The organism is Acinetobacter sp. WC-323 (assembly GCF_000314615.1).
Classification (GTDB): Bacteria; Pseudomonadota; Gammaproteobacteria; order Pseudomonadales; family Moraxellaceae; genus Acinetobacter; species Acinetobacter courvalinii.
In genome coordinates this window covers 203,579-222,432 of sequence record NZ_AMZS01000058.1, presented here as the reverse complement: position 1 = coordinate 222,432, position 18,854 = coordinate 203,579, and the positions used below count along the sequence as shown (strand labels likewise).

General features: G+C 43.3%; 14 protein-coding genes, 1 tRNA gene and 1 pseudogene. 15 read left to right on the top strand and 1 reads right to left on the bottom strand.

Going from position 1 to position 18,854, the window contains the following annotated elements; translation table 11 throughout:
* From tuf to ACINWC323_RS04760, 12 genes and pseudogenes are all read left to right on the top strand, one after another.
* Positions 1 to 1,188, top strand: a pseudogene (gene tuf / locus ACINWC323_RS20420) (elongation factor Tu).
* A gap of 54 nt (positions 1,189 to 1,242) precedes the next feature.
* Positions 1,243 to 1,318 (top strand) — tRNA-Trp (locus ACINWC323_RS04710).
* 76 nt (positions 1,319 to 1,394) lie between these two features.
* On the top strand, positions 1,395 to 1,835 hold the full coding sequence (secE, locus tag ACINWC323_RS04715) for a preprotein translocase subunit SecE (RefSeq protein ID WP_009514157.1): 441 nt from the start codon (positions 1,395 to 1,397) through the stop codon (positions 1,833 to 1,835).
* Positions 1,836 to 1,842: 7 nt separating this feature from the next.
* The gene (gene nusG / locus ACINWC323_RS04720) at positions 1,843 to 2,376 is read left to right on the top strand and encodes a transcription termination/antitermination protein NusG (protein ID WP_004774016.1); all 534 of its coding nucleotides are present in this window, start codon (positions 1,843 to 1,845) and stop codon (positions 2,374 to 2,376) included.
* Positions 2,377 to 2,488: 112 nt separating this feature from the next.
* Positions 2,489 to 2,917: a 50S ribosomal protein L11 gene (rplK, locus tag ACINWC323_RS04725; protein ID WP_004637639.1), complete on the top strand. Its 429-nt coding sequence runs from the start codon at positions 2,489 to 2,491 to the stop codon at positions 2,915 to 2,917.
* Between the two features lie 3 nt (positions 2,918 to 2,920).
* The gene (rplA, locus tag ACINWC323_RS04730) at positions 2,921 to 3,616 is read left to right on the top strand and encodes a 50S ribosomal protein L1 (protein WP_005226393.1); all 696 of its coding nucleotides are present in this window, start codon (positions 2,921 to 2,923) and stop codon (positions 3,614 to 3,616) included.
* A 250-nt stretch (positions 3,617 to 3,866) separates the two neighbouring features.
* Positions 3,867 to 4,373: a 50S ribosomal protein L10 gene (gene rplJ, locus ACINWC323_RS04735; protein WP_004774017.1), complete on the top strand. Its 507-nt coding sequence runs from the start codon at positions 3,867 to 3,869 to the stop codon at positions 4,371 to 4,373.
* Between the two features lie 42 nt (positions 4,374 to 4,415).
* Complete coding sequence (gene rplL, locus ACINWC323_RS04740) at positions 4,416 to 4,787, top strand: 50S ribosomal protein L7/L12 (RefSeq protein WP_004774018.1); 372 nt, start codon at positions 4,416 to 4,418, stop codon at positions 4,785 to 4,787.
* 309 nt (positions 4,788 to 5,096) lie between these two features.
* Positions 5,097 to 9,185: a DNA-directed RNA polymerase subunit beta gene (gene rpoB, locus ACINWC323_RS04745; RefSeq protein WP_032881648.1), complete on the top strand. Its 4,089-nt coding sequence runs from the start codon at positions 5,097 to 5,099 to the stop codon at positions 9,183 to 9,185.
* 141 nt (positions 9,186 to 9,326) lie between these two features.
* Positions 9,327 to 13,520: a DNA-directed RNA polymerase subunit beta' gene (gene rpoC / locus ACINWC323_RS04750; RefSeq protein ID WP_004774020.1), complete on the top strand. Its 4,194-nt coding sequence runs from the start codon at positions 9,327 to 9,329 to the stop codon at positions 13,518 to 13,520.
* 163 nt (positions 13,521 to 13,683) lie between these two features.
* A complete protein-coding gene (locus ACINWC323_RS04755) occupies positions 13,684 to 14,049 on the top strand; it encodes a hypothetical protein (RefSeq protein ID WP_004774021.1) in 366 nt (121 codons plus the stop codon).
* Positions 14,050 to 14,431: 382 nt separating this feature from the next.
* Positions 14,432 to 14,791, top strand: a complete 360-nt coding sequence (locus ACINWC323_RS04760; protein ID WP_004774022.1) for a YMGG-like glycine zipper-containing protein — start codon at positions 14,432 to 14,434, stop codon at positions 14,789 to 14,791.
* 54 nt (positions 14,792 to 14,845) lie between these two features.
* Here the strand turns inward: ACINWC323_RS04760 and ACINWC323_RS04765 are convergent, their stop codons facing one another.
* Positions 14,846 to 15,337, bottom strand: a complete 492-nt coding sequence (locus ACINWC323_RS04765) for a DUF4442 domain-containing protein (RefSeq protein ID WP_005280965.1) — start codon at positions 15,335 to 15,337, stop codon at positions 14,846 to 14,848.
* 114 nt (positions 15,338 to 15,451) lie between these two features.
* Here ACINWC323_RS04765 and ACINWC323_RS04770 point away from each other — a divergent pair, with 114 nt between their 5' ends.
* The 3 genes from ACINWC323_RS04770 (at position 15,452) to ACINWC323_RS04780 (ending at position 18,752) form a co-directional block, all read left to right on the top strand.
* Positions 15,452 to 16,324 carry an alpha/beta fold hydrolase gene (locus ACINWC323_RS04770; protein ID WP_009514116.1) on the top strand — a complete coding sequence of 291 codons (873 nt, stop codon included), beginning with the start codon at positions 15,452 to 15,454 and terminating at the stop codon, positions 16,322 to 16,324.
* Positions 16,325 to 16,400: 76 nt separating this feature from the next.
* A complete protein-coding gene (locus ACINWC323_RS04775) occupies positions 16,401 to 17,765 on the top strand; it encodes a Na+/H+ antiporter family protein (RefSeq protein ID WP_009514241.1) in 1,365 nt (454 codons plus the stop codon).
* Between the two features lie 384 nt (positions 17,766 to 18,149).
* On the top strand, positions 18,150 to 18,752 hold the full coding sequence (locus ACINWC323_RS04780; RefSeq protein WP_009514333.1) for an OmpW/AlkL family protein: 603 nt from the start codon (positions 18,150 to 18,152) through the stop codon (positions 18,750 to 18,752).
* Positions 18,753 to 18,854 lie beyond the last annotated feature (102 nt).

The window sequence follows — 18,854 nt, the reverse complement described above, 5'->3', positions numbered from 1 at the left end:
ATGGCTAAAGCCAAGTTTGAACGTAACAAACCACACGTAAACGTGGGTACAATTGGTCACGTTGACCATGGTAAAACAACTTTAACTGCTGCGATTGCAACGATCTGTGCAAAAACTTACGGCGGTGAAGCGAAAGATTACTCACAAATCGACTCAGCTCCTGAAGAAAAAGCACGTGGTATTACAATTAATACATCACACGTAGAATACGATTCTCCAATCCGTCACTACGCTCACGTAGACTGCCCGGGCCACGCCGATTATGTTAAAAACATGATTACTGGTGCTGCTCAGATGGACGGCGCGATCCTTGTATGTGCTGCGACTGATGGTCCAATGCCACAAACTCGTGAACACATCCTTCTTTCACGTCAGGTTGGGTACCTTACATCGTTGTATTCTTGAACAAGTGTGACCTTGTTGATGACGAAGAATTACTTGAATTAGTAGAAATGGAAGTTCGTGAACTTCTTTCTACTTATGACTTCCCGGTGATGAACTCCAGTTATCCGTGGTTCAGCGCTTAAAGCGTTGGAAGGTGATGCTGGTCAATATGGCGAATCAGCAGTTATCGCTCTTGTTGAAGCGCTTGACTCTTACATTCCAGAACCAGAACGTGCAATCGACAAAGCATTCTTGATGCCAATCGAAGACGTATTCTCAATTTCTGGTCGTGGTACTGTAGTAACAGGCCGTGTAGAAGCTGGTATCGTTAAAGTTGGTGAAGAAGTCGAGATCGTTGGTATTAAAGATACAGTTAAAACAACTGTAACTGGCGTAGAAATGTTCCGTAAACTTCTTGACGAAGGCCGTGCAGGTGAGAACTGTGGTATCTTGCTTCGTGGTACTAAGCGTGAAGACGTACAACGTGGTCAAGTACTTGCTAAACCAGGTACAATCAAGCCGCACACTAAATTCGATGCAGAAGTATACGTACTTTCTAAAGAAGAAGGTGGTCGTCACACTCCATTCCTTAACGGTTACCGTCCACAGTTCTACTTCCGTACAACTGACGTAACTGGCGCGATCAAATTACAAGATGGCGTAGAAATGGTAATGCCTGGTGACAACGTAGAAATGTCAGTAGAGTTAATCCACCCGATCGCAATGGACCCAGGTCTACGTTTTGCGATCCGTGAAGGTGGTCGTACTGTAGGTGCTGGTGTTGTTGCTAAAGTAACTGCATAAGCCCAATACTGTGTTACACTCAAATCGGAAGCTTCGGCTTTCGATTTGCATAATAGGCTAGTAGTTCAATTGGTAGAGCGTCGGTCTCCAAAACCGAATGTTGGGGGTTCGAGTCCCTCCTGGCCTGCCACTTTTTTTTTATAAAAAAGCTTAATTCTGGCTGAGTTGTCATATAATAAGTCGCGAATTCTACGACGAGTAAAAAAATGTCGAATGATAAATCGCGTGACGCATTAAGCGACGCGCCAATCCCTCAAAGAAATAATGCTGCAGAAGTTGTAAGCGCTGGTACTCCACTTGATGCTGTCTTGTGGTTGATTGCTATCGCTTTATTGATCGGTTCAGCATTGGTAAATCAACATTTACCTGCCTATTGGGCACCAGCAAATGATATTTGGGTGCGCGTTGGGGTAATTTTGGCTTGTATCGTCGTCGCTTTAGGTTTATTATACGCCACCCATCAAGGCAAAGGCTTTGTGCGTTTGTTGCAAGATGCGCGAATTGAACTGCGTCGAGTGACCTGGCCAACAAAACAAGAGACGATCACGACTTCGTGGCAGGTGCTTTTGGTTGTAGTGGTTGCATCATTGGTTTTATGGTGTTTCGATTACGGGTTAGGTTGGTTTATTAAGTTAATTATCGGGTAAGAGTGCGATGAAACGTTGGTATATTATTCATGCCTATTCAGGTTTTGAAAAACAAGTGATGCGTTCACTTAATGACCGAATCCAGCGCAGCACTGTTGCTGATAGCTTTGGTGAAGTCCTCGTCCCTACTGAAGAAGTAGTGGAAATGAAGGATGGTAAGAAGCGTAAGTCTGAACGTAAATTCTTTCCAGGCTATGTATTAGTCGAAATGGAAATGAATGATGATACTTGGCACATCGTTAAAGAGTGTCCAAAGGTCCTTGGTTTTATTGGTGGTACACCAGAAAAACCGGCACCTATTTCACAACGTGAAGCTGATGCGATTCTTGCGCGTGTACGTAATACTGGTGAAGCACCACGTCCTAAGACGATGTTTGAACCAGGTGAAGAATTGCTCGTTGTTGACGGTCCGTTCACTGACTTTAAAGGAGTCGTGGAGGAAGTTCAATATGATAAGTCACGTTTGACGTTGACGATTAATGTATTTAATCGACCAACTCAGGTTGAACTCGAGTTTCGCCAAGTCGAAAAAACGATTTAACCTGTTTAGGTTGATAAGCGCCCGATCTGATCGGGCATTGTTGTTCAAACACTTCGGTGTTGTTTAATTTTTTGGGGAGCCTAGCGGCGTCTGTACCCAGAGGTAATTTTCAATGGCTAAGAAGATTGACGGCTATATCAAGCTGCAAGTTCCAGCTGGTAAAGCGAATCCATCTCCACCAATTGGTCCTGCTTTAGGTCAACGTGGTGTAAACATCATGGCATTCTGTAAAGAATTCAATGCTGCTACACAAAAACTTGAAGTTGGTTTGCCAATTCCTGTCGTGATCACTGTGTACAACGATAAGTCGTTCACTTTCATCATGAAAACTCCACCTGCATCTATTCTTCTTAAGAAAGCTGCTGGTATTCAAAAGGGTTCTTCTGTACCGAACAAAACTAAAGTTGGTAAGTTGACTCGTGCTCAGTTAGAAGAAATCGCGACTACTAAAGAACCAGACTTAACTGGTGCTGATTTAGACGCTCGTGTTCGTACCATCGCTGGTTCTGCACGTTCTATGGGCTTGGAAGTGGAGCTATAAGACATGGCAAAGTTAACTAAACGTCAAAAAGCCATTGCTGCTGCTGTAGAAGCAAACAAAGTTTACACTTTGGAAGAAGCAGTACAAGTTCTTAACAGCCTTCCAGCTGCGAAGTTCAAAGAATCTTTAGATATCGCTGTAAACCTTGGCGTAGACCCACGTAAATCTGATCAGGTTGTTCGTGGCGCGACGACTTTACCTGCAGGTACTGGTAAAACTGTACGTGTAGCTGTATTTGCTCAAGGTGCTGCTGCAGAAGCTGCGAAAGCTGCTGGTGCTGATATCGTTGGTTTTGATGACCTTGCTGAAAGCATTCAAGGTGGAAACCTTGATTTCGACGTAGTAATTGCTGCTCCTGATGCAATGCGCGTTGTTGGTAAGTTGGGTACAATTCTTGGTCCACGTGGCTTAATGCCAAACCCGAAAGTGGGTACAGTAACTCCTGATGTTGCTGGTGCGGTTAAGAATGCTAAATCTGGTCAAGCACGTTACCGTGTAGACAAAGCGGGTATCATCCACGCTGCGATCGGCCAACTTGGCTTTAGCGAAGAAGCTGTACGTCAAAACGTTGAAACTTTAATTGCAGACTTGAAAAAGTTGAAGCCTGCAACTTCTAAAGGTGTATACGTTAAAAAGATCACTTTGAGTTCAACTATGGGCCCTGGTTTGATCGTTGACGTAAGCAACGTATCTAAGTAATTAGAAAGAATTTTAAAGCCTTAGGTTTTCTCTTTGAGAAAATCTAAGCAAACTTTGAATTGATAAATGAATATTTATCAGCGTCAAAGACCTCAGGCGAGAAATATTTTCGAATGTTTTTCTTAATCATCCAGTCTGAGTAGACGCGGTGGTGTGATTTGTTCCTCCTCCGCGTGTAAGTCTGAATAGGACTTACGAATTGGGAGTGCATCCGTTAAGGGTGCATAAATCACCGTTAGGAGGTTTTACGATGGCTCTTCTTATCGAAGACAAAAAACAGATCGTTGCAGAAGTAAACGAAGTTGCTTCTAAAGCGTTCTCTGCCGTTGTTGCTGACTACCAAGGCTTAACTGTAGAGCAATTAACAACACTTCGTGTTGAAGCTCGTAAGTTAGGTGTTACTACACGTATCGTGCGTAACACTTTGGCTAAGCGTTCATTCGAAGGTACTCAATTCGATATCTTGAATGACGACCTTGTTGGTCCAACAATTCTCGGTTTCTCTACTTCTGAAGATGACATGGGTGCAGCTGCACGCTTGTTCGAAGAATTTGCGAAAACTAACAAAGCATTTGAACTTAAAGCTGCTGCATTTGATGGCAAAGTTTATAAAGGTGCTGACGTTAGCGTTATTGCGAACCTTCCGAACCAAGAGAAAGCGCTTACTATGCTTGCCTCTGTTCTTCAAGCTCCGATTTCGAAATTGGGTCGCCTCATTACAGCGCTCAAAGAGAAAAACGAGTCAGAAGCGGCTTAATCCTATTTTCACACCATTCAATATCCATTTGGAGTTACTCTCATGGCTTTAACTAACGAAGAAATCTTAAACGCAGTTGCTGAAAAAACAGTTCTTGAACTTGTTGAATTAATCTCTGCTTTCGAAGAGAAATTTAACGTATCTGCTGCTGCTGTAGCTGTTGCTGCTGCTCCAGGTGCTGGCGCTGCTGCTGCTGAAGAACAAACTGAATTCAACGTTGAGTTGACTTCTTTCGGTGCTAACAAAGTTGCTGTAATTAAAGCAGTACGTGAAGCTACTGGTCTTGGCCTTAAAGAAGCTAAAGATATGGTTGAAGGCGCTCCAGCTGTTCTTAAGGAAGGCGTTTCTAAAGAAGAAGGCGAAGAACTTAAGAAGAAGCTTGAAGAAGCTGGTGCTACAGTTACACTTAAGTAATTCTGTAGGGAGTCGGTTTTTTGATAATCGGCTCCAAAAATTGGCTGATGGCTCTTGGGTCATCAGCCTTTTTGCGTTACAATAATCGGCTCGTTTTTTGTTAGTTTTGCGTATAATCCGCGTATTATTTGAGCAAAATCAATAAAATCAAACGCTTACCAATATTTTTTTGCTTATAAAAATATTGTTAAGCGTTTTAATACCACTAAAAATTGCAGCATTTGTAAACAGTGGTGGCCATATCGGCCTGCGTAATTCCTTCTAAGCCCGTTCTGCAGGCGGGTTTAGTTTACTTTCCGAGGACTCCAGATGGCATACTCATATACCGAAAAGAAACGGATCCGTAAGAATTTTGGTAAATTGCCCCACGTAATGGAAGCACCGTACTTACTTTCGATTCAGGTCGATTCGTACCGTACATTCTTACAAGGCGGTAAAACACCAAAAAATCGCGAAGATATCGGTCTCCAAGCCGCATTTCGTTCAGTTTTTCCTATTGAAAGTTATTCTGGCAATGCTGCTTTAGAATTTGTTGAGTATAGTCTTGGTAAGCCTGAGTTTGACGTACGTGAATGTATTTTACGTGGTTCAACTTATGCAGCACCAATGCGCGTAAAAATTCGTTTGATCATTAAAGATCGTGAAACGAAATCAATTAAAGACGTTCGTGAACAAGAAGTTTACATGGGTGAAATGCCACTCATGACCGATAACGGTACATTCGTTATTAACGGTACTGAGCGTGTAATCGTATCTCAATTACACCGTTCACCAGGCGTATTCTTTGACCATGATAAGGGTAAAACCCACTCAAGCGGTAAAGTGTTGTATTCAGCACGTATTATTCCTTACCGTGGTTCATGGTTAGACTTTGAATTTGATGCAAAAGATTTAGTATTCGTACGTATTGACCGTCGTCGTAAATTGTTGGCGACTGTGATCTTGCGTGCCTTGAATTATACCAATGAACAAATCCTGAATTTGTTCTACGAAAAAGTACCTGTCTATCTTGACATGGGTAGCTATCAAATTGACCTCGTTCCAGATCGTTTACGCGGTGAAATGGCGCAATTTGATATCTTGGACAATGATGGTAAAACCATTGTTGAACAGGGTAAACGTATTAACGCACGTCACGTACGTCAAATGGAAGCTGCGAACTTAGCCAAGCTTTCTGTACCTGATGAATATTTATATGAGCGTATTACTGCTGAAGATATCACCCTGAAAAGTGGTGATGTGATTCCTGCGAATACCGTGCTTAGCCATGAAGTGATGGTTAAGTTGGCTGAAGGTGGTGTTAAACAATTTAACATCCTGTTCACCAACGACATCGATCGTGGTCCTTTCGTTGCAGATACATTACGTGCAGATACCACAACTGGCCGTGAAGAAGCGCTGGTTGAAATCTATAAAGTTATGCGTCCAGGCGAGCCGCCAACGAAAGAAGCTGCTGAAAACTTATTCAACAACTTGTTCTTCTCTTCTGAGCGTTATGACCTGTCTCCAGTGGGTCGTATGAAGTTCAACCGTCGTTTGGGTCGTCCTTACGAAGTGGGTACTGATCAGAAGTCACGTGAAGTTGAAGGTATTTTATCGCACGAAGATATCATTGATGTACTGCGTACATTGGTAGAAATCCGTAACGGTAAAGGTGAAGTCGACGATATCGACCACTTGGGTAACCGTCGTGTGCGTTCTGTTGGTGAAATGACTGAAAACCAATTCCGTGTTGGTCTAGTTCGTGTTGAACGTGCTGTTAAAGAGCGTTTAAGCCAGGCAGAAACTGATAACTTGTCTCCACAAGATTTAATCAACGCGAAACCAGTTGCTGCTGCAATCAAAGAATTCTTTGGTTCAAGCCAGTTATCTCAGTTCATGGACCAAAACAACCCATTGTCTGAGATTACACACAAACGTCGTGTATCTGCGCTTGGTCCTGGTGGTTTGACACGTGAACGCGCGGGCTTCGAAGTACGTGACGTACATCAAACTCACTATGGCCGTGTATGTCCAATTGAAACGCCTGAAGGTCCAAACATTGGTTTGATCAACTCGCTTTCTGTTTATGCAAAAGCGAATGACTTCGGTTTCTTGGAAACACCATACCGTAAAGTTGTAGACGGTCGTGTAACTGATGATGTTGAATATTTATCTGCAATTGAAGAAGTGGGTACTGTCATTGCACAGGCCGACTCTGCAGTGGATAAAGATGGCAACTTGACTGAAGAAATGGTTTCTGTACGTCATCAAGGTGAATTCGTACGTATGTCGCCTGAGCGCGTCACACATATGGACGTTTCTGCACAGCAGGTTGTTTCTGTTGCAGCATCATTGATTCCATTCCTTGAACACGATGATGCGAACCGTGCATTAATGGGTTCAAACATGCAACGTCAGGCTGTTCCTACATTGCGTGCTGACAAGCCGCTTGTTGGTACAGGTATGGAAGCAAACGTAGCACGTGACTCAGGTGTGTGTGTGATCGCAAACCGTGGCGGTGCGATTGAATATGTTGATGCATCTCGTATCGTTATTCGTGTCAACGAAGATGAAATGATCGCGGGTGAAGCAGGTGTAGATATCTACAACCTGATCAAATATACACGTTCAAACCAGAATACATGTATTAACCAAAATGTCATCGTGAACCTGGGCGATAAAGTTGCTCGTGGTGATATCTTGGCTGACGGTCCATCGACTGACATGGGTGAACTTGCGCTTGGTCAAAACATGCGCGTCGCGTTCATGACATGGAACGGTTATAACTATGAAGACTCGATCTTACTTTCTGAGCGTGTACTTCAAGAAGACCGTTTAACCTCGATTCATATTCAGGAATTGTCATGTGTAGCACGTGATACCAAGTTAGGCGCAGAAGAAATTACTGCCGATATTCCTAACGTCGGTGAAGCTGCACTGTCTAAACTGGATGAGTCAGGTATTGTTTATATCGGTGCTGAAGTGACTGCGGGTGACATCCTTGTTGGTAAGGTAACGCCTAAAGGTGAAACTCAGTTAACCCCTGAAGAAAAATTACTTCGCGCAATCTTTGGTGAAAAAGCGGCTGACGTAAAAGATTCATCTTTACGTGTTCCGTCTGGTACTAAAGGTACGGTGATTGACGTTCAAGTCTTCACGCGTGACGGTTTGGAAAAAGATGAACGTGCACAAGCAATTGAAAAAGCTCAGCTTGATGCATACCGTAAAGACTTGAAAGAAGAATACAAAATCTTCGAAGAAGCAGCACGCGAACGTATTGTTCGTTTGTTGAAAGGTCAAGAATCTAACGGTGGTGGTTCAACTAAACGCGGCGATAAACTTTCTGAAGACGTATTGTCTGGTTTAGAGCTTGTTGATTTACTTGAAATCCAGCCAAATGATGAAGCCATCGCTGAACGTTTAACTCAGATTCAAGTGTTCTTGAAAGAGAAGAGCTACGAGATTGACGAGAAGTTTGCAGAGAAGAAGCGTAAACTTTCTACAGGTGATGAATTAACAACGGGTGTATTGAAAGTTGTTAAGGTTTACCTTGCGGTTAAACGTCGTATCCAGCCTGGTGATAAGATGGCGGGTCGTCACGGTAACAAGGGTGTTGTATCAAACATCTTGCCGGTTGAAGACATGCCACATGATGCCAATGGTGTACCAGTCGACATCGTATTGAACCCACTGGGTGTACCGTCACGTATGAACGTGGGTCAGATTCTTGAGACTCACTTGGGTATGGCGGCGAAAGGTCTTGGCGATAAGATCGAAAAAATGTTGAAAGAACAACGTACAGTGATTGAACTGCGTGAATTCTTAGACAAGATTTATAACAAGGTTGGTGGTGAGCAGGAAGAGCTGGATAGCTTGACTGACGCAGAAATCTTGGCGCTTTCAGGTAACCTACGTGCTGGTGTTCCATTGGCAACTCCAGTATTCGATGGTGCTGAAGAAAGCCAGATCAAAGACTTACTTGAGTTGGCAGACGTTTCACGTACTGGTCAAACAGTATTGTTTGATGGTCGTACCGGTGAGCAGTTTGACCGTCCTGTAACTGTAGGTTACATGTACATGCTCAAATTGAACCACTTGGTTGATGACAAGATGCATGCGCGTTCAACAGGTTCTTACTCTCTTGTGACGCAACAGCCGCTTGGTGGTAAAGCACAATTCGGTGGTCAGCGTTTCGGTGAGATGGAAGTATGGGCACTTGAAGCATACGGTGCAGCATATACCCTCCAAGAAATGCTTACCGTGAAGTCGGATGACGTCGAAGGCCGTACACGCATCTATAAGAATATTGTAGATGGTAACCATTATATGGATCCGGGTATGCCTGAATCGTTCAACGTATTGACCAAAGAGATCCGTTCTTTAGGTATCAACATTGAACTGAAAAATGGTGACTAAATCCCCCTCGATCCCCCTTTGTTAAAGGGGGAAGTTCCTCTCTTTCTTAAAGAGGGGCTAGGGGAGATTCCAAATTTCAGTAAAAACAATATTTGTGACCCAGTCGGGTGAGCCTAGCTCCCCGACACACGGAGAAAAAAATTGAAAGACTTGCTCGATATCATGCGTAAGAAAACGGATTCAGAAGGTCATGCACCTATTGAATTTGACCGTATCCGTATTGGTCTTGCGTCACCAGAGATGATTAAGTCATGGTCTCACGGTGAAGTTAAAAAGCCTGAAACCATTAACTACCGTACTTTTAAACCTGAACGTGACGGTTTGTTCTGTGCCAAAATCTTTGGTCCAGTAAAAGATTACGAATGCTTGTGTGGTAAATACAAGCGTATGAAATACAAAGGCGTCATTTGTGAAAAATGTGGCGTTGAAGTAACAACAGCGAAAGTTCGTCGTGAACGTATGGGTCACATCGAGCTTGCTTCTCCAGTTGCACACATCTGGTTCTTGAAATCATTACCGAGCCGTATCGGTTTACTTCTTGATATGACATTACGTGATATCGAGCGCGTATTGTATTTCGAATCTTATGTGGTTACTGATCCTGGTATGACTCCGTTTGAAAAGTATCAGCTTTTAACAGACGAAGAATACTACAATGCACTTGAAGAACACGGTGATGAATTCACTGCGAAAATGGGTGCAGAAGCAGTTCAGGACTTATTAAAAGATATCGATCTTGAAGCTGAGATTGCGCGTTTACGTGAAGAAATTCCACAAACAACGTCAGAGACGAAACTTAAAAAAGCGTCTAAGCGTTTGAAATTGATGGAAGCTTTCAAAGATTCGAACAACAAGCCTGAATGGATGGTGATGAACGTACTTCCTGTACTTCCACCAGACTTACGTCCGCTTGTACCACTTGAAGGTGGTCGTTTCGCGACTTCAGACTTGAACGATTTATATCGTCGTGTGATCAACCGTAACAACCGTTTGAAGCGTCTTCTTGACCTTGCTGCGCCAGACATCATCGTACGTAACGAAAAACGTATGTTACAAGAGTCTGTCGATGCGTTGCTTGATAACGGTCGTCGTGGTCGCGCAATTACAGGTTCGAACAAACGTCCATTGAAATCTTTGGCAGACATGATCAAAGGTAAACAAGGTCGTTTCCGTCAAAACTTGCTCGGTAAGCGTGTTGACTATTCAGGTCGTTCGGTGATTACCGTAGGTCCTACTTTACGTCTTCACCAATGTGGTCTTCCGAAGAAGATGGCACTTGAATTATTCAAGCCATTCATTTTCGCAAAACTACAAGCTTCAGGCCAAGCAACAACCATTAAAGCTGCGAAGAAAATGGTTGAGCGCGAGACGCCGGAAGTTTGGGACGTTCTAGCCTCTGTAATTCGTCAACATCCAGTGATGTTGAACCGTGCGCCAACACTTCACCGTCTAGGTCTTCAAGCATTTGAACCTATTCTGATCGAAGGTAAGGCAATCCGTCTTCACCCACTCGTCTGTGCTGCGTTTAACGCCGACTTCGATGGTGACCAAATGGCGGTACACGTTCCGTTGACATTGGAAGCACAGCTTGAAGCACGTGCCTTGATGATGTCGACCAACAACATCTTGTCACCTGCAAACGGTGAGCCAATCATCGTTCCTTCTCAGGACGTGGTCTTGGGTCTTTACTACATCACACGTGATGCGGTAAATGCCAAAGGTGAAGGCATGGTGTTTGCGGATACTCACGAAGTTAACCGTGCATTAGCGACGGGTAAAGTTGCGATCCATGCGCGTGTAAAAGTACGTGTACATCAAACGGTGATTGATGAAAACGGTAACCGTGAAAAGCAAACCATCATTGTTGATACAACACCTGGTCGTTGCTTGTTATGGGAAGTTGTTCCACAAGGTTTAAGCTTCGAATCGATCAACCTTGAGATGACCAAGAAAAACATCTCGAAGTTAATCAACTCTTGCTACCGTAAACTTGGTTTGAAAGATACTGTAATCTTCGCTGACCAATTGATGTATTTGGGCTTCCGTCAAGCGACGCGTTCAGGTGTATCTGTTGGTATGGAAGACATGTTGATTCCACCAACCAAGCATACGATTATCGATAAAGCGGAAACAGAAGTTCGTGAAATCGAACAACAGTTTGAGCAAGGTTTCGTAACTGCGGGTGAGCGTTATAACAAAGTTGTCGATATCTGGGCGCGTACAAACGACCAGGTTGCGAAAGCGATGATGGATAACTTGTCTTATACCCTTGTGAAAAACAAACAAGGTGAAGACGAGAAGCAGAAATCATTCAACTCGATTTATATGATGTCTGACTCGGGTGCCCGTGGTAGTGCGGCGCAGATTCGTCAGCTTGCAGGTATGCGTGGTTTGATGGCGAAGCCGGATGGCTCGATCATTGAGACCCCGATTAAAGCAAACTTCCGTGAAGGTTTGACGGTACTTCAGTACTTCATCTCGACACACGGTGCGCGTAAAGGTTTGGCCGATACAGCATTGAAAACTGCGAACTCTGGTTACTTGACACGTCGTCTTGTAGACGTCGCACAAGATTTGGTAATTACTGAATCTGACTGTGGTACAGCTGGCGGCCTAGTGATGACTCCGTTCATTCAAGGTGGTGACGTTATTGAACCATTACGCGACCGCGTATTGGGTCGTGTAACTGCTGAAGATGTACGTCGTGCATCTGATGATGAAGTGGTTCTTCCACGTGGTACCTTGATTGACGAGAAAATTGCTGCTCAGCTTGAAGAAGCGGGTGTCGATGAAGTTAAAGTACGTTCAGTTATCGCTTGTGAATCTACCTTCGGTGTATGTGCGCGTTGTTATGGTCGTGACCTTGCACGTGGTCACTTGGTGAACCCAGGTGAATCAGTGGGTGTAATGGCTGCACAGTCAATTGGTGAGCCAGGTACACAGTTAACGATGCGTACCTTCCACGTGGGTGGTGCTGCGAGCCGAACTTCTGCTGCAAACAGTGTTCAAGTACGTAACAAAGGTACTGTACGTTTCCACAACGTGAAAACTGTACAACATGCCAAAGGTCACCAAGTATCTGTTTCACGTTCAGGTGAAATCGGTATTGCGGATGATTTAGGTCGTGAGCGCGAGCGTTATAAGCTTCCTTACGGTGCAAGCATCTTGTTGAAAGATGGCGAAGCTGTAGAAGCTGGCGGTATCGTCGCGACTTGGGATCCACATACACATCCATTGGTCACAGAAGTTGCTGGTAAAGCGCGTTTCAGCCAGATTGCTGATGGCGTAACTGCAACATCGAAAACTGATGATGCAACCGGTATGACTACTGTTGAAATCTTGCCTGTAACAGCGCGTCCTGCTTCTGGTAAAGATTTACGTCCTGCAATCGTGTTGGATACAACCGATGGCGGCGAACAGTTCTACTTCTTGCCACAAAACACAATTGTAACTGTCCGTGATGGCGAAACGATTGGTGTGGGTGATGTCATTGGTCGTGTACCACAAGAAACGTCACGTACTCGTGATATTACCGGTGGTCTGCCGCGTGTAGCTGACTTGTTCGAAGCACGTAAGCCGAAAGAACATGCGATCCTTGCAGAAGTATCAGGTGTTGTCAGCTTCGGTAAAGAGACCAAAGGTAAGAACCGTTTAGTGATTACTCCGGATGATGGTTCTGAGATTTACGAAGAATTGATTCCAAAATGGCGTACCATTAACGTGTTCGAAGGTGAGCATGTCAACCGTGGTGAAACCATTTCTGATGGTCCACAAAACCCACATGACATCTTACGTTTAAAAGGCGAAGTGGCATTAACCAACTACATCGTGAACGAAGTTCAAGACGTTTACCGTCTCCAAGGTGTAAAAATCAACGATAAGCACATTGAAGTAGTTGTACGTCAAATGTTGCGTAAAGTTGATATCACTGATGGCGGTGATACAAGCTTCATCAAAGGCGAGCAAGTGGATTACATCCGCGTTGTTCAAGAGAACCAAGCTGTCTTGGCTCAGAACAAGTTCCCTGCGAAGTTTGAACGTCAATTGATGGGTATTACCAAAGCGTCGCTTTCTACTGACTCGTTCATCTCTGCTGCATCGTTCCAGGAAACCACACGTGTGTTAACTGAAGCGGCTGTAACAGGTAAAGAAGATGATTTACGTGGCTTGAAAGAAAACGTTGTTGTGGGTCGCTTGATCCCAGCAGGTACAGGTCTTGCGTATCACCTAGAGCGTCGTCGTCAAGAAGCAGAAGCTGCTGAATTTGAACTTCACAATGACTTTAGTGAAGTTGACCAAGCATTTAGTCAAGCGTTGAACTCAGACCAGTTCTAAGTCTTAACCAATGAAAAAGGCACCTTCGGGTGCCTTTTTTTGTGGAAAAATGAAGCAGTTGTTACAAAAACGCATTACAGCATCAGTATTTGATTACTTAATCAAAGTAAACAGTTCATTAAACAATACTATCCTATGCACATCTGAGAGAGGAGATGGTCGAATGAAAAAAATGATGATGATTGCTGGTGTAGGTTTGATGTCAACCACCTTGTTTGTCGGTTGCCAAAATGCCAGCCCAGAAAGTAAACGTATCGGTTCTGCTGCGATTGGTGGCGGTGCAGGTGGTGCGGTAGGTAAGCATGTTGGTGGTAACCTTGGCGCTGGTCTTGGTGCTGCAATTGGTGCAGGTGTTGCGGCCAATGCTAAAGGTTCAAATAGTAAAAATACACGTAATAGCGCAATCGGTGCCGGCTTAGGTGCAGTGATCGGTGGTGCGGTATTGGGCGGTGACTCAGGCGCTGCAGTCGGTGGCGCATTAGGTGGTAGTGCCGGCTCTGCTTATGGCGAGAAAAAAGGCAAGTACTAAGCCCGCACCTAAATTTGCAGATGACTTGGGAGATGATCTGAATACTTCAATCAGATCATCTTTCTAACTATTATCTTATAAATGTTTCTCTCAGTGATAAAGACGGATTGCTGAGTGCGCTTCAAGAAAAATTATAATGTCTTTAGTCGGCTTCATAACAAATAAATTCTGTTGAATAAATACCAAGTTTTTGATCAGGTGTATCAAGATTATTTCTATCCTTAATTATTTCAAAATCCTTTAGCCACCCGAGCTAGCTGCCCCAAACACTGTCTTTACAAAATACTAATCGATTGGGACAGAGTGATAACACAATGTGATCAAATTCCCCATAAAAGAGGATTATGCTTTTGGATAGAGCATAAGAGAAGTGAGTATAGGCATGAAAAAAACAATCGGTTTAGTTTCAACTTTGGTGTTATCGGCGGTAATGTTCACAGGCTGTCAAAATATGAGTGCCTCTGACCAGCGTATTGGTACCGCAGCGCTTGGTGGTGCTGTCGGTGGTGGTTTAGGTAACCACGTGGGCGGTGGTCTTGGTGCGGGCGTTGGTGCAGCTGCGGGTGCAGGTGTAGGTGCCAATGCAAAAGGCGCGAATAGCAGTTCTACAACCAGTAGCGCGATTGGTGCGGGTATCGGTTCTGTGGTAGGTAAAGCCATCTTTGGTGGTGACTCAGGCGCTGCGATTGGTGGTGCAATCGGCGGTGGTGCTGGTGCAGCCATTCAAGAGAAGAAAAGATAATGTCTGCGCAACAGATTTAAAAAATGCCTGCACGTGTTGCAGGCATTTTTATTGCTATGGTTTTAACGATGCTTTGGGTTTTTTACGCCGGATATAAAGCACTTTTTCGACTTCGGCAATACGTGTGCCGGCATCATCCACAATATTTAAGCTGTAATGCCGTAAAACCGGTTGGTGATTTTCTGCCAGCTGCTTAATTTCGGTGATTTCATTGGCATTCAGCTGGATCTCGGCATAAACGGTATTGCGGCCTGGCGCAATAAAATTAATTGTGGCACTTTTATCCCAGACAATATATTTATTGCCCAGATGATGGATCAGAATCAACATATAAAAAGGATCGACCATCGAATATAAACTACCGCCAAAATGCGTTCCGACCAGATTGCGATTGCGTCTGGTGAGTGGCATTTTAACCCGAATGTAGTAATCATCCAGATCAATGGTTTCAATCTCGATTCCCGCACCACGATAAGGGGAGTAGTGATTCAGCAGAAATCTGGAAATTGCCGGAATGGTTCGAATTTTTCTGAAAAAGTCTTTCATGGTCAATTTTTTTTCTTGCAACTCTATTCATACTCCATAAGTATCATTTTTAGTGTATCGCTGGCAATGGCTGTTTTATCACCAGGCCGATAGAAAACAAAATGGGAAAGAATTATGCAAACACAAGTAAAAACAGTAACCACATCAGACCAGCAAACGCTTTGTGTCAAAACATGGGGCGATGAGAAAAACACAGCTTTGGTGCTGGTGCATGGTTATCCAGATAATCAGGAAGTTTGGGAACCGATCATTGAAAAGTTGATCGATGAATATTATGTCGTGACCTATGACGTGCGTGGTGCAGGCTTATCATCTATTCCGAAACGGATTAAGGACTACCGTTTGCCACGCTTGTCACTGGATTTACAGGAAGTTGTTGATCAGGTGTTACCGAATCGTAATTTCCATATGGCAGCACATGATTGGGGATCTCTGCAGTCTTGGGAATCTGCAACTGAACCAAAACTGAAAGGTCGACTGTTGTCCTATACTACGATTTCAGGACCTTGTCTGGATCATGCCTCATTTTATCTACGGGAAAAATTTAAAGCTGCGCCAAGCAATGTATTAAAAATGCTGACGAAATCCTGGTATATCGGGGCTTTTCATTTACCCCTGATTGCACCGACGGTATGGACCTTTTTTAGTCCTGAAAAATGGGGCAAGATTTTAAGTGGTTTAGAGAGAAAGCAAGGTTTGCCATTAAATGCCAACATCGCCTCCGATGGCAAATACGGGATTAACCTGTATCGCGCCAACTTTATTCCGTCTTTAACCCGGCCACGCCAGCGTTATGCACAGTGTCCAGTGCAGGCCATCGTGTTAAAGCGCGATGCTTTCGTTAGTCCCGAGTACATTACCGAGTCGATGCCAAAATGGGTCGAAAACTTTGAATATGTCGAGCTGGATGCCAATCATTGGGCAGTGTTGAGTCAACCCGAAAAAATCGCGGATTATATTCATCAATTTATCGTGAAAAATGCATAAATAAAAATCGATGAGCAGCAATCGCTGAAATTAAACTCTGTTAGAATGACGCCCTCGTTTCATTTAGTTCAAAGTTATGTTTGCGATTATTTCAGCTGTTGCTGTGATGTTCGGTCTTGCCTTGGGGCGAGTTCCTGTTGTTTTTGCACTTGTGATTGGCGCATTAACAGGAGGCTTGTTGGCCGGTCTGGGCATGCAAGGTACTGTTCAGGCCTTTAATAATGGTTTAGGTGGCGGGGCACAAATCGCCTTGGCTTATGGGGTGCTGGGAGCATTTGCACTGGCATTGGCACGTTCTGGATTGCCTGATCTGCTGGCGTATAAACTGGTTAAAAGCCTTAAAAATGGTGCAGATATACGTGCCCAGAAGAAAGTGAAATTTCTCATTTTTGTTACGGTTGGGCTTGCTGCTGTCGCATCGCAAAATGTTATTCCAGTCCATATTGCTTTTATTCCGGTACTGATTCCTCCTTTATTGATTGTGTTTAACCATTTACGTCTGGATCGTCGAGCGATTGCATGTGTATTGACTTTTGGACTGGTCGCCACCTATATGTTTTTACCTATGGGCTTTGGTGCAATTTTCCTGAATGATATTCTGGCACATAATATCAATCACTTTGGTCAAAGTTATGGTTTCCATATTCGTAACGATCAAATTCCTCAAGCCATGCTGATCCCTATTTCGGGTATGTTTTTAGGGATGTTAACAGCAGTTTTCATCAGTTATCGGAAGCCCCGGAACTATGAAGATAAGGCATTACATAATGTTGCCCGCAGCATCGTGGGAGAGATGACCCAGGAACAACAGGCACCGCAGATCGCAAAATTTACTTTGTTCATGGCCGCTTTTGCCATTATTGCCACAATCGTTGTGCAACTTTACTCAGATTCGATGATTGTCGCTGGTTTGGTTGGCGTTGCAATTTTGAGCTGCGCAGGAATTTTTAAATGGAAAGAAGCCGATGATGTGATTGTGACCGGTATGCGTATGATGGCTCTAGTCGGTTTTACCATGATTGCTGCGCAGGGCTTTGCGGCAGTGATTGAAGCAACGCATCAGGTTCCTGAACTGGTCAAGGCTACAGCAGGCTGGATAGGGGATAGTAAGGGGCTGGCTGCTTTTGTCATGCTTCTGGTTGGTCTACTGATTACACTTGGCATCGGTTCTTCTTTTTCAACAGTTCCGATCTTGGCAATCATGTATGTTCCGCTGTGTTTACAATTTGGTTTTAGTCCGATGGCAACCATCGCCCTGATTGGAACTGCAGCAGCCTTGGGTGATGCGGGTTCTCCAGCCTCAGATTCAACGCTTGGACCAACATCTGGCTTAAATATGGATGGCCAGCATGACCATATGTGGGATAGTGTGGTTCCCACCTTTATACACTTTAATATCCCGCTCCTTATTTTTGGCTGGATTGCAGCAATGGTTTTATAATCAGAAATGGCTCAGAAATGAGCCATTTTTTTTGCTTTATAAAGTATAGCTTAAATATAGAAATAATCATTAAATGACATTTTTTGTCTCTTTTTAAATTTGATTTTATAATGTGTTTTTAATATTAAGTTGTATGCGATTATATTTTTAAATCTGGCTTAATTTATTTTTAAATCTGATAAAAATACTAGGTTTTATAGTTATTTAAGTTGATTAAAATAGTCTGAATTACTAATTATTACATATTTTAACAATTATATTTTATTAAGATTCAATGCATTATAAAGTAAATTAAAATAGTTGGAATTAATCTCTATTGCATAATGTAAATATGCGTGTTTATTATGTTGAACAAGAACATAAATTGTTAAAGAGGTTGTTTAAATGTTAAAGAAACTTTTAGTTGTTGCTTTATTGGGGTTATCTTCAACTGCATTTGCAGGGGGCTTTCAGGTTAAGTTTGGTGGAAGTGTAATTTCACCAACAGACGATACTGTAGTTGCGGGTGTTGGCACATTAAAAGCAGATCATGAATTTGCATTTACACCATCGGTTGAATATTTCTTCGGTGATACGCCTTTTTCTGCTGAATTATTATTGGCGACACCAATTTCACATGATGTGTCATTAAATGGTGAAAAAGTAGCGAAGCTTAAACAATTGCCACCTACTGTGACTTTTAAATATAACTTTAAAAATTCAACCCGTTTCACACCCTATATTGGTGTCGGTGGCACAGCTTTTGTAACTTGGGATGAAGAAACAACAGGTGCTTTAGAAGGCGCAAAATTAAAAGTGAAAGAAGACTTTGGTTTTGCCGGCCAGGTCGGTTTTAACTTCCAGCCTGCTGATGCAAAAAACTGGGGTGTATTCTTTGACGCGCGTTATGCACAAATCAGTCCTGAAGTAAAATTAAATGGTCAGAAGCTGACTGATCTAGATATTAATCCGATGGTATACACATTGGGTTATAGCTATAAGTTCTAAGCTGAACTTGCTCTTGAAAAGCCTCACGTTGTGAGGCTTTTTTATTTTTGCAATTCCCATATAAAACAGATACAGGCCTTACACAGAGAGTTTTGTATGCTG

Bases quoted from the DNA above. Each gene is read 5' to 3' on its own strand.
- secE (WP_009514157.1), top strand. From the start codon at position 1,395: ATGTCGAATGATAAATCGCGTGACGCATTAAGCGACGCGCCAATCCCT.
- nusG (WP_004774016.1), top strand. From the start codon at position 1,843: ATGAAACGTTGGTATATTATTCATGCCTATTCAGGTTTTGAAAAACAA.
- rplK (WP_004637639.1), top strand. From the start codon at position 2,489: ATGGCTAAGAAGATTGACGGCTATATCAAGCTGCAAGTTCCAGCTGGT.
- rplA (WP_005226393.1), top strand. From the start codon at position 2,921: ATGGCAAAGTTAACTAAACGTCAAAAAGCCATTGCTGCTGCTGTAGAA.
- rplJ (WP_004774017.1), top strand. From the start codon at position 3,867: ATGGCTCTTCTTATCGAAGACAAAAAACAGATCGTTGCAGAAGTAAAC.
- rplL (WP_004774018.1), top strand. From the start codon at position 4,416: ATGGCTTTAACTAACGAAGAAATCTTAAACGCAGTTGCTGAAAAAACA.
- rpoB (WP_032881648.1), top strand. From the start codon at position 5,097: ATGGCATACTCATATACCGAAAAGAAACGGATCCGTAAGAATTTTGGT.
- ACINWC323_RS04755 (WP_004774021.1), top strand. From the start codon at position 13,684: ATGAAAAAAATGATGATGATTGCTGGTGTAGGTTTGATGTCAACCACC.
- ACINWC323_RS04760 (WP_004774022.1), top strand. From the start codon at position 14,432: ATGAAAAAAACAATCGGTTTAGTTTCAACTTTGGTGTTATCGGCGGTA.
- ACINWC323_RS04765 (WP_005280965.1), bottom strand. From the start codon at position 15,337: ATGAAAGACTTTTTCAGAAAAATTCGAACCATTCCGGCAATTTCCAGA.
- ACINWC323_RS04770 (WP_009514116.1), top strand. From the start codon at position 15,452: ATGCAAACACAAGTAAAAACAGTAACCACATCAGACCAGCAAACGCTT.
- ACINWC323_RS04775 (WP_009514241.1), top strand. From the start codon at position 16,401: ATGTTTGCGATTATTTCAGCTGTTGCTGTGATGTTCGGTCTTGCCTTG.
- ACINWC323_RS04780 (WP_009514333.1), top strand. From the start codon at position 18,150: ATGTTAAAGAAACTTTTAGTTGTTGCTTTATTGGGGTTATCTTCAACT.